Source organism: Mesorhizobium sp. M2E.F.Ca.ET.209.01.1.1, from assembly GCF_004010375.2.
GTDB lineage: Bacteria > Pseudomonadota > Alphaproteobacteria > Rhizobiales > Rhizobiaceae > Mesorhizobium.
The window spans coordinates 1-301 of record NZ_SADP02001013.1; the positions used below are offsets into that span (position 1 = coordinate 1).

1 protein-coding gene is annotated in these 301 nt (G+C 69.4%); it reads right to left on the bottom strand.

The window, feature by feature from the left end; translation table 11 throughout:
* Window positions 1–260: hypothetical protein (locus EN852_RS38905; protein WP_135879908.1), on the bottom strand; the 260-nt coding region annotated here is incomplete at its 3' end.
* Window positions 261–301 lie beyond the last annotated feature (41 nt).

Sequence of the window (301 nt, forward strand, 5' to 3'; positions counted from 1 at the left end):
GCGGCATTCCATGCGACCCGACCCGATATCGTCGCCTGCCCACCGCTCGGATCCTGTTCGTCAAAAGTGCATGCCGGAGCCGCGCTTGCCGCCATGCCGCGATCGCCACCGCTATCCTTGTAATCCCACTGCTGCAGGATATCGGGCTCGATCGCGAGCACTTCGGCGCCCGCGGCCGCCAGCGCGGGGGTCTGCGCGACGATGTCGTGGGCGTGATCCCAGGGATTGTCTGAAGCGGCGGCATCCGCGGCCAGCCGCAACCAGGTGGCGCCACGGTCCGCTGCCGCGGCCGGACTTGCGC